The organism is Pseudonocardia asaccharolytica DSM 44247 = NBRC 16224, from assembly GCF_000423625.1.
Lineage (GTDB): Bacteria > Actinomycetota > Actinomycetes > Mycobacteriales > Pseudonocardiaceae > Pseudonocardia > Pseudonocardia asaccharolytica.
Map to the genome: position 1 here is coordinate 52,008 of NZ_AUII01000004.1, position 11,058 is coordinate 63,065.

Consider the following 11,058-nt stretch of genomic DNA (forward strand, 5'->3'; position numbering starts at 1 on the left):
GGCTGGAGCCGGCACACCGGGTTCATCGTTCCGGCCATCGTGAGATCGACGGTGGCGATATCGGCCACCCACAGCCGCTCGGCCACCGCGATGATCGAGGCGTGAGCCAGGTGTGGATGAGGCCCGTCGGATCAGATGTCGTGGCAGTTCAGGACGAGCCGGTCGAGGCTGTGCTGTGCACCGCGGTACGCCCACGGCCCCGGCCGGCCTGCCGGCGCGCGGATCAGCGGGAGATTCGCCTCGAACAGCTCGATCATGCGGACCATGCGCATGTCGTTCGTGCCGAACACGATGTACCGAGCCCCGGCTCGGCGGATGGCGTGCCGCTCGAGCGGGTTGCGCAGGATGAAACGGTCGGCACCGACGAGGATGCGCCCATCTGCAGTGGCATCGGCGATCCAGCGGACGTCGGGAACCGTCTCGGCGGGCCGCACACCGTAGCGGTCGTTGATCGTCTCGACATCCGTGACGTGACGGCGAACCGCCTCGACGAACCGCCGCCCCCTGGGTGCTCCGATCGAGGAACAGCCGGAGCGGCGGCGGGGTGCTCACGCGGCGAGCACCCCCTCTCGCTGCGCGACCTCGGTGACCTCGTCGACCTTCAGGTCGAAGTCTCCGGCGACGTCCCCGATCGTCTCTCCGGCGCGGAGCAGGTCGCGCACGACGGCGAAGGGGGGTACCGGTATGCGTGAAGTAGGGCTTGCCGAAGTTGACGGACGGGCCGCCGCGCATCAGCGGGGGCAGCCCTGTGATCAGTGGCTTCCCGGTCACCGGGGGGCGGTCCGGGAACTCCCGGCGATATCCCTCGACCCAGGTGGCGAAGGTGGTCGGCGACATGTCGAGATGGCCGGCCGCCTCGGCAGAGGTGTGGAGCGGCACGGTGAACCGGACATCGTCCGAAGCCTCCGCCACAGCAGCAGGCCGGCGGGCCGCGACCGGCGGAACGCGGCGAATCGCGAGGAGGCCGAGGCCTGATGGCGAACCCCGAGCGCGGGCTCTTCCCGAACCCGCACGGCGAGCAGCCGCCGCTGCCCGACCGGCCCGACCCGCTCGAGTGCGCGCAGGACTTCACGCCCGCGACGTCCTACGAGGTCCGCGACGAGCTCCAGGAGCTGATCCGCCGCGACCTGCTCGGGCCGTGGGACGGCGAGCACGAGCAGTTCCGCCCCGGCGCGCAGGGCCCCCGCGAGCGGTACCTCGTCGGGATGCTCGGGCCCAAGCACACACCGAGGTCGGCCCGCGACGAGGCCGACCAGGTGCCCGACACCGAGTCCGGGGTGCAGGGCGACGGCGAGGCCGAGCTGCCCGAGGTCGTCACCCCGCAGAACCTCGGGCGGATCTGGGCGTCGTCGATGGGGCTGTCCTGCGCGGTCCGCGACGACGTCCACGCGCTCCACGTGACCACCACCTGGGGGCGGTACGCGAAGCAGGAGACCGAGGACGCCGACGGCAGGACGCGCAGCGTCTGGTTCCGCGAGCCGGTCGCCGACGAGCGAGAGGTGCGGTTCGACGGCGACCCGACCCGGCGCATCCCGCTCGACGGCGCCGACCCCGACGCCCCGGGCGTGCACCTCGCCGTCGACGTCCGCCCGCGCGACGGGCACCGCGTGGTGCAGCTCGTCCTGGTCAACGCGCAGCAGGAACCGGAGCGCAACGCCGACACCGCCTGGCTCTTCCAGCCCCGGATCGTCGTCACCGCGCTCGACGGGCAGGCCGCGGTCTTCACCCCGGTCGACGACCCGGCCGACGGGGGAGCCGGCGCCACCGAGGACGTGGAGGAGACGCATCTGCGCCTGCTCTACCGCCACCACCGCCGCTACGCCACCGGCCACAACGTCGCGGTCCACCCGCACGTCCGCGACGGCGACCGGCGGTGCGCGTGGAAGCTGGAGACGACCTGGCTGCCGACCCACGACGTCCCCTCGACGTCCGCGGCCGGCTCGGGGGCGCAGCTGTCCATGGACGCGCTCGCCGAGGCCGATCCCGCCGCGCTGCGCGCCGTCCTGGCGCCGCTGGTCGACGGCTACGACGAGTGGCTGGGGGAGCAGGACGCCGCGGTCGGCCGGCTCCCACCGGACCTCCAGCAGACCGGCGCCCACGCCGTGCGGACCGCCCGCGCCGCGGCGGAACGGATCCGCGCCGGTATCCGCCTGCTGACCACGCCGGGCGAGCCGGGCCACGACGACGCGCTGGCCGCGTTCGGGTTCGCCAACCGGGTCATGGCGCTGCAGCGCCGGCACACCGCGCTCGCCCGGCTGCGCCACGAGACGGGCTCGGGCGAGAAGGAGGGTCTGAGCTACGCCGACGCGCTCGCCCGCGTACAGGACCCGGCGAACGCGTCGTGGCGGCCGTTCCAGCTCGCGTTCGTGCTGCTCAACCTGCCCTCGCTCACCGACCCGGGCCACCCCGAGCGGGCGGCCGGCCCGGACGCCACCGTCGACCTGCTGTTCTTCCCGACCGGCGGCGGCAAGACCGAGGCCTACCTCGGCCTCACCGCGTACACGTTCGCGATCCGCCGGCGGCACGGCGTGGTCGGCGAGGGGGCCGACGCCCGCGACGGGGCCGACGGGGTCGCCGTCCTCATGCGCTACACGCTGCGGCTGCTCACCGCGCAGCAGTTCCAGCGGGCCGCGGCGCTGGTGTGCGCGGCCGAGGTGGTGCGCCGCGAGGACGAGGCCACCTGGGGGACCGCGCCGTTCCGGATCGGGCTGTGGGTCGGTGGCGGGGTCTCGCCGAACTGGTACCCCGACGCGCAGGAGCAGATCGCCGAGGCGCGCGAGGCCGGGAAGGGCCGCCGGGTCAACGTCCTGCAGACGCTCGCCTGCCCGTGGTGCGGGACCGCGCTGAAGGGCCACCGGGACCTGGAGCCGGACGAGGTCGCGCGCCGGGTGTTCCTGTTCTGCCCCAACGCCGAGGGCATCGATGCGTGCCCGTTCTCCAGGACGCGTTCCGCGGAGGGGCTGCCGGTCCTCACCGTCGACGAGGAGATCTACCGCTACACCCCCGCGCTCGTCATCGCGACGGTGGACAAGCTCGCCCAGCTGCCCTGGCGCGGCTTCGCCGGCATGCTGTTCGGCCGGGTGCGGGAGCGCTGCCCCCGCCACGGCTACCGGCATGCCGACCTCGACGCCCGCATCGGCTGCGCCGACCGGCACCACGCCAAGGGTTCGTGGCCCGCGGTCAAGAGCCGGCCCGTCGTCCGCCTCCGCCCGCCGGACCTGATCATCCAGGACGAGCTGCACCTGATCTCCGGGGCGCTCGGCACCACCGTGGGCCTGTTCGAGGCCGCCGTCGACGAGCTGTGCACCTGGACGGTGCCGATGCTCGGGCCCGCAAGCGACCCTTCGGTGCCGATGCTCGGGCCCGCAAGCGACCCTTCGGTACCGGACGGCAGCGAGACCGGTCCGAAGATCGTCGCCTCGACGGCGACGACGAAACGCGCCCGCGCGCAGGTGCTCGGGGTGTTCGGACGGCGGCTCGCGATCTTCCCGCCGCCCGTGCTCGACGTCACCGACACGTTCTTCTCCCGCCAGGTGCCCGTGTCGCCGGAGCGGCCGGGGCGGCGCTACCTGGGCGTCTGCGCGCACGGGGTGCGGCTCAAGTCCGCCGAGATCCGGCTGGCCGAGATCCTGCTGCTCGCCGGGCAGACGCTGCTCGACACCCACGGCGCGCCGGCCGATCCGTACCTGACGCTCGTCGGCTACTTCAACGCCACCCGCGAGCTCGCCGGCATGCGCCGCTACCTCGACGACGACGTGGCGACCCGGGTGCGTCGGCACGGCCGACACAAGGGGCTGTCCGATCGGATCGTCACCCGCACCGGGATGCTCACGATCACCGAGCTGACCTCGCGCATCTCCTCGGCCGACATCAGCCAGGCGCTCACGAGGCTGGAGGTCGGGTTCGACGAGCGCCTCGACACCTCGGCGCGCCGGCGCGCCGTCGCGGCGAACTACGCGGCGTCGCGCAAGGACGGGACACCGGTGCACCCACTCGCCCAGGAATCGTTCGCGCGCGGCGACAACGGGCCGGTGGACGTGGTGCTCGCGACGTCGATGCTGCAGGTGGGCGTGGACGTCTCCCGGTTCGGGCTGATGGTCGTCACCGGCCAGCCGAAGAACACCGCCGAGTACATCCAGGCGTCCTCACGGGTGGGTCGTGACGCGCGCCGGCCGGGGCTCGTCGTCACCCTCTACAACTGGTCCCGGCCCCGGGATCTCGCCCACTACGAGGACTTCGAGCACTACCACGCCACCTTCTACCGGCAGGTCGAGGCGCTGTCGGTCACCCCGTTCACCCGCCGTTCGCTCGACCGCGGCACGGCGGGGACGCTCGTCGCCGCCGTCCGCAACGTCGACGACGCCCACTCCCGCAACCGCGACGCGCACGACGTCCCGCTCGACGGGCCGGTGGTCGCCCGCGTCGTCGACCGGATGCTGCGGCGGGCCGCCGCCGTCGACGGGGACCGCGGCCGGCAGTACCTGGAGGAACGGATCAAACGGTTCGCCGACGTCTGGCAGCAGCTGCGGACGGCGACGGACACCCAGCTCGGCTACGAGGAGTCGAAGGGGGCCCAGCCGCTCCGCGGGCTGCTGCACCGCGCGGGCGACGGGAGGTGGGACGACCAGACCGTCGCCATGTCCATGCGCGAGACCGAGAACGAGATCAACCTGCTCGTCCCCGCCGACCTCAAGGCCCCGCCCTACGGGGAGCCGGAATGGTCGTTCGCGCCGCCGGACCCGGACGCCGGTCCGGACGAGGAGTCCCAGCCCGAGGGCGACGAGCTGGGGGACACCACGCTGACCGGGAAGGGCTCACGATGAGCGCGGGAGCGCACCGGAGGCGGGTCGGCTCGGTCCGGCCCAGCCACCTGATGTTCACCAGCGGCGTGGGCTCGCTGGTCGACCTGCCCAACTTCTCCGTGCTGGTGCGCGGCCTCGACGACTGGTCCGACCAGGACTCCGACCTGGGGCCGATCAACGAGCCGCGGCTGCTCGCCGCGGTCCGCGCGCTGCGGAACATGAAGACGGTCGACGCGCTGCGGCCCGCCCCGTGGCGCGACGGGATCGACACCGACCCGAAGGGGCCGGCGTCGCGGGTGGGCGTGCCGGTCACCCCGTTCCCCGCGTGGCTGCGCTGCACCGCGTGCGACGAGCTCGCCCCGGTCACCGGCGCGGTGTTCTCGTTCGAGAACGACAAGCCGCGCCGCCCGCACGACGCCCGCTTCTTCCACGCCGACTGCCCCAAGTCTCGGCGCCGGCCGCTGGCCGTCGCGGCCCGGTTCGTGCTGACCTGCACCCGCGGGCACCTCGACGACTTCCCGTACCCGCACTTCGTGCACCGGGGCGGCGACTGCCCGAAGGCGACGTTCCCACGGCTGAGGATGGACGACCGCGGCGGCAACCTCGGCGCCAACGTCGAGATCCGGTGCATCAACTGCAACGCGCGGCGCAACATCCGCCAGGCGCTGGGCAAACGCAACCAGCAGAACCTGCCGCGCTGCCGGGGCCGCCACGCCCACCTCACCTGGTTCGACCCGAAAGGCTGCCCGGAGGACCCGAAGGTGCTCGTCGTCGGGGCGTCGAACCAGTGGTTCGCCCGGACGCTGTCCGCGCTGGCCGTGCCGAGGACCGGGGCGAGCGAGCTCGCGACCAAGGTGGAGCAGCACTGGGTGGTGCTCGCGGGCCTGCCCGAGCAGATGCTGCCCTTCGCCCGGGCGAACGTGCCGGTGATGCGCGAGTTCGAGAAGTGGGACGACGACGAGCTCTGGGCCGCGGTCGAGGCGCACCGCACGGCGGCCGTCGACGAGCAGGAGCCGAGGACCACCGGATACCCGGATCTGCGCACGGCGGAGTGGGAGATCTTCACCGCGACGCCGGCTCCCGACCCGCACGAGGACTTCACCCTGCACCGACCCGGCGTGCCCGCGCAGCTCGACGGCGTGCTGGCCGACGTCGTGCAGGCCGAGCGGCTCCGCGAGGTCCGCGCCCTCGTCGGCTTCACCCGGCTCGACGCCCCGGACCCCGACGACCCCGACCTCGTCACCACCGCGCCCCTGGCGAGGTCGGCCCCGACCTGGGTGCCCGCCAGCGAGGTCCGAGGGGAGGGGATCTTCCTGCGGCTGCCCGAAGACCTGCTGCGCGACTGGGAGCAGCGGGTCGCCGGGACGGCCGCGGTGGCGGCGCACGAGGCGGCCTACGGCCGGTTCCGGGAGAACCGCTACTCGGACCGGATCAAGGGTCCCTTCGAGGCGATGGCGCACTGGCCCGGGGCGCGGTACATCGCGATGCACACGCTGTCGCACCTGCTCATCCGCACGATCGCGCTGGAGTGCGGGTACAGCTCCGCCAGCCTGTCGGAGCGGATCTACGCCGGGAACGAGGACGACCCGCGCGGCGGCATCCTCATCTACACGGCGGTGCCCGACGCGGAAGGCACCCTCGGCGGCCTGGTCTCGCTCGGCGAGCAACGGGAGCTGACCCGCCTGTTCCGGCGGGCGCTGGGCGACGCGAGGCGGTGCTCGTCCGACCCGCTGTGCGGTGAACGGCTCCCGGCCGCGCCCGCCGACTTCCTGCACGGCGCGGCCTGCCACGTGTGCCTGTTCGTCTCCGAGACGACCTGCGAGCGCGGCAACCGGTTCCTCGACCGGCGGTTCGTGGTGCCCGTCGACGAGCCGAAGCTGGCGCTGTACCCGGAACTGCCGTGAGCGAGCGGGCGAGCGAACCGTCGGCGCTGAGCGAGCGGGCGAGCGAACCATCGGCGCTGAGCCGTTTCGAGCGAGCGGTGGGGGAGACGGTCGAGGCGCTCGGGCCCGCCCGGCTGCACGCGCTCGCCGAGGGGATCGCCGGCGGACTGTCGGACACCGCGCTGCGCGGCGCGCTGCCCGTCGCCGGCTACGCCGAGGCCGTCCGGGCGGTGCGGGCCGGCCAGGCCGAGGCGGGACTGGCCGACCCGGTCGCCGTCGCCTACCTGCGCGGGGTCGCCGACGGCTACGGGCGCAGCGCCGCCGCGGAGCGCATCGAGTCGGTGTGGAGCGGGCCGCGCAGCCACGCCGTCCCGGTGCGCGCGACGGCACAGGTGCTGGCGGAAGTGGTCGGCGAGGCCACCGGGGAGCTGCTGCTGATGGCGTACTCGGCGCGCGAGCACCCGCCGGTGCTCGCCGCGCTGACCGCGGCGCGGGCCCGGGGGGTGCGGGTGTCGATCGTCGTCGAGACCCTGCAGGGCGCGGCCGGGGCGCTGGCCGGCACCGAGCCGGCCGCCGCGTTCCGCACGGTCCCCGGCGTCGAGCTGTGGCACTGGCCCCCGGGCGCGCGCCCGGAGCACGGCGCGTGGATGCACGCCAAGGTGGCGGTGGCCGACCGGCGGGCGCTGCTGGTCTCCAGCGCGAACCTCACCCAGTCCGGCATCGCGACCAACATCGAGGCCGGGGTGCTCGTCCGCGGTGGCCACGCCCCGCGACGGGCCGCCGAGCACATCGGCCGGCTCATCGCGGCCGGCGTCCTGGTCCGGCTCCATCCGGGAGGAAACTGATGAACAACGGCCAGTTGACCGACGCGACCGTCGCCGCGGTGGACATCGCCCGGCTGGCGGGGGTCGGGCGTGCCGCGGTGGGCAACTGGCGCCGCCGGTTCACCGACTTCCCCGAGCCGGTCGGGGGCACGGCGTCGAGCCCGCTGTACCGATTGTCCGATGTGGAGCAGTGGCTGACCCGGCACGGCCGCGGAATCCGCGTCTCGGCCGCGGACCGGGTGTGGCAGTGGCTGCGCACCGAGACCGACGACCTGCAACTCGGCGCGCTCATCGGTCACCTCGGGGCGTTCGTGGTGTTCGTCCACCGGGAACCGGCGACCTGGCGTGGCCTCGCGGCCGGGCCGGACGAGCAGCTGGGGGCCGCGGCCGGCGGCGCGGTGACCGCCGCGGTACCCGAGCTGCCCGGCAGGTTCCCGGACCGGTCCGACGCCGAGTGGATCGGTGCGCTGCGCACCGTCGCCGATGTCGTGGCGGAGCGCGGGGCGCCGGCGACCTTCGAGTTCCTCGTCGGCCGCTACCTCGACGCGCATTCGCGGCGGCTCTCGGTGACCTCGTCCGCGATCGCCGCTCTGATCGTCCGGCTCGCGCAGGTGCAGGGGCGATCCGTCCTCGACCCCGCGTGCGGCACCGGTGAGCTGCTGACCGCCGCGGACGCCGCGGGCGCGAGCACGCTGGCCGGGCAGGACCTCGCGCGCGCCGCGGCCAGGCTGACCGGCGCGCAGCTGCTGCTGCGCCGCTCCGGGGTGGAGATCGTCGCGGGCGACTCGCTGCGGGCGCCCGCCTTCGCCGACCGCCGGTTCGGCGCCGTGGTGTGCAACCCGCCGTTCGCCGACCGGGACTGGGGCTACGACGAGCTGGCCGGCGACCCGCGGTGGGAGTACGGGCTGCCGCCGCGCGGGGAGCCGGAGCTCGCCTGGGTGCAGCACTGCCTGGCGCACGCCGAACCCGGTGGCCTCGTCGTGCTGGTCATGCCGCCCGGCGCGGCGCTGCGCCGGCCCGGGCGCCGGATCCGCGGGAACCTTCTGCGTTCGGGGGCGCTGCGGGCCGTCATCGGGCTGCCCGCCGACGGCGGGCCTCAGCCGGACCTGTGGGTGCTGCGCCGCCCGCGGCCCGGCGACACGCCACCGTCGACGGTGCTCATGGTCGTCGCCCCGGACCTGGACCTCGTCACCGCCATCTGGGACGGGTTTCGCGCCGACCCTGCCCGCGGGGACACCGAGCACAGCCGCGCGGTGCGGATCATCGATCTGCTCGACGACGAGGTCGACCTCTCCCCGGCGCGGCACGTGCCATCCCCCTCGGCCGTCACCGAGACGAACTTCGACGAGGCCCGCGCCGAGCTGGTGGCGGCGCTCGTCGGCCTGCCCGGGCTGGTGCCCGAGCTGGCGACGTTGCCGACCCCCCGCGAGCTGCCGATGACCACGCTCGGCGAGCTGACGAAGGCCGGGGTCGTCGAGCTGCTGCAGGCACCGATTCGGACCACGCTGGACGAGGGCGACCTGCCGGTGCTGACGGTCAAGGACGTCACCGCCCGCCGCGGCCCCACCGGCCGGACCCGGGAGCAGCCCGGCATCGTGCTGCTTCAGCCAGGCGACGTGGTGGCGCCCGCCATGGCGGGACGGGACATGGCCGTGCGCGTGATCACCGAGCCCGGTGCGGTGCTCGGCCCGCGGCTGCTGTCGTTTCGCGCCGACCCGGACCGGCTGGACCCGTATTTCCTCGCCGGGTTCCTCAGCATCGCCGGGTCGTCGTCCGCCACCCGGGGCACGAGCGCGCTGAGCCGCACCGACGCCCGCCGGGTGCCGATCCCGCTCCTGCCGCCCGACGAGCAGCGCGGCTACGGCGAGGCGTTCCGCAGGCTGTTCGCGTTCTCCGACGCGCTGCGCCGGTCCACGAAGGCGGGGGAGGCGCTCATCAGGCTGGGGTTCGAGGGACTGGCCGGTGGTCGGCTGGCGGCGGAGCGGTGAGATGGCCCGCCGCAGAATCCTGAACGGCCGATACGAGCTCGACGAGCTGCCTGTCGGCAAGGGTGGAATGGGCGAGGTCTGGCTCGGACGCGATATCAGGCTGGAGCGCGAGGTCGCCGTCAAGCTGATCCGCTTCCCTGACGACGTCGCGGACGAGGAGCTCGTGCGCCGCTTCGTGCGCGAGTCACGCATCACGGCGCGCCTGGAACACCCGGGCGTGCCCGCCGTGTACGACGTCGGCACCCAGGCGGGCCGCCCGTTCATGGTCATGCAGCGGATCCGCGGGATCAGCGTGTCCGACCTCATCGCCGAGCACGGCCCGCTGCCGATCGGCTGGGCCGCCGCGATCGCCGCCCAGACCTGCTCGGTGCTCTCGGCCGCGCACCGCGAGTCGCTCATCCACCGCGACCTCAAGCCCGGCAACCTGATGCTCTGCTCCGATGGCACGGTGCGCGTGCTCGACTTCGGGCTGGCGGTCGCCCTCGCCTCCAGCGACTCCCAGATCACCCGCACCGGGCAGACGCTCGGCACGCCGGCGTACATGGCGCCCGAGCTGGTGCTGGCGGGGATGACCGGACCGCAGACCGACCTCTACGCCGTCGGTTGCACGCTGCATGAGATGTTGACCGGGCGCTGCCCGTTCCGCGGCGCGACCGCCTACGCGGTGATGACCAAACAGGTCGACGAGCGACCCCCGGCCGTCCGGTCGGTGCGCGGCGAGGTTCCCCCCGGGCTGGAGACGCTCGTCCTCGAGCTGCTGGCCAAGGCCCCCGAGGAGCGACCCGGCAGCGCCGATGCGGTCTACCGGCGGCTGCTGCCGTTCGTCGGTGAGCTCGGCATGCTGCCCGGGGTGCTGACGCCGCCGTCGGTGCCGAGTCCGGTTCGGATGTACGCCTCGGTGGTCGGGCGGGCGCTCAGCGTCTCTGAACCCGCCGCTCCGCCCCGCGAAGCTGCGGCCGCCCAGCCGCATGCGCCCCAGCGGTTCAGCCGCGGCGAACTGGAGCGGGCCCGCGCGGAGGCGGACTCACTGGTCCGCGAGTCGCGCTACAGCCAGGCCGCCGAGGTGCTCGCCGCCGTCGCCCAGCCCGCGACCCGGATGCTCGGCGCCGCCGACCCCGACGTGCTCAGCCTGCGCTTCCAGCTCGCGATCATCCGGTTCGACGGTGGCGACTACCGCCGCGCCGCGCCGACCTTCGCCGACCTCGCCGCCGATATCGCCGCGCACGTCGGACCCGACGAGGAGCTCGCGCTGCGCTGCCGGCGGCAGGAGGCCACCTGCAACGCCCTGATCGGCCAGACCTCCAAGGCGTTGCGGCAGCTCGGTGAACTGCTGGAGGTCGAGCGCGGACGGTACGGCGCCGATGATGAGCGCGTTCTGGAGCTGCGAAAACAGATCGGGTTGTTGCAGCTGGGGAGTGGGCGACAGGAGGCCGCGCAGCAGACGCTGCGCGGCCTGCTGGCCGATGTGGAGCGGGTGAAGGGGCCACATGATGCCGCGGTCGAGGCGATCCGCAAGCTCATCCCTCCGTCGACAATGGACTCATAGCGATCGAAAAGGAGC

At 74.0% G+C, this 11,058-nt stretch carries 6 protein-coding genes and 1 pseudogene; 5 read left to right on the top strand and 2 right to left on the bottom strand.

Annotated features, from left to right (window positions below; translation table 11 throughout):
* Positions 1 to 131: 131 nt before the first annotated feature.
* Positions 132 to 518, bottom strand: a complete 387-nt coding sequence (locus tag G567_RS0106120) for a PIN-like domain-containing protein (RefSeq protein WP_161631676.1) — start codon at positions 516 to 518, stop codon at positions 132 to 134.
* Positions 519 to 717: 199 nt separating this feature from the next.
* Positions 718 to 912, bottom strand: a pseudogene (locus tag G567_RS37045) (hypothetical protein); the annotation flags it as partial.
* Positions 913 to 974: 62 nt separating this feature from the next.
* Between G567_RS37045 and drmA the strand changes: the two are divergent.
* From drmA to G567_RS0106155, 5 genes are read left to right on the top strand one after another with little or no spacing between them, the layout of a single operon-like run.
* Positions 975 to 4,823, top strand: a complete 3,849-nt coding sequence (drmA, locus tag G567_RS0106135) for a DISARM system helicase DrmA (RefSeq protein WP_028929293.1) — start codon at positions 975 to 977, stop codon at positions 4,821 to 4,823.
* Entirely contained in the window at positions 4,820 to 6,706 is a 1,887-nt protein-coding gene (gene drmB / locus G567_RS0106140) for a DUF1998 domain-containing protein (protein ID WP_028929294.1), read from the top strand. Before drmA ends, drmB begins: the two co-directional genes overlap by 4 nt.
* A complete protein-coding gene (gene drmC / locus G567_RS0106145; RefSeq protein WP_084795908.1) occupies positions 6,703 to 7,530 on the top strand; it encodes a DISARM system phospholipase D-like protein DrmC in 828 nt (275 codons plus the stop codon). The genes drmB and drmC overlap by 4 nt, the downstream gene beginning before the upstream one ends.
* The gene (locus G567_RS0106150) at positions 7,530 to 9,497 is read left to right on the top strand and encodes an N-6 DNA methylase (protein WP_028929296.1); all 1,968 of its coding nucleotides are present in this window, start codon (positions 7,530 to 7,532) and stop codon (positions 9,495 to 9,497) included. Before drmC ends, G567_RS0106150 begins: the two co-directional genes overlap by 1 nt.
* A 1-nt stretch (position 9,498) precedes the next feature.
* Positions 9,499 to 11,043, top strand: a complete 1,545-nt coding sequence (locus G567_RS0106155; RefSeq protein ID WP_028929297.1) for a serine/threonine-protein kinase — start codon at positions 9,499 to 9,501, stop codon at positions 11,041 to 11,043.
* The last annotated feature ends 15 nt before the right edge of the window (positions 11,044 to 11,058 follow it).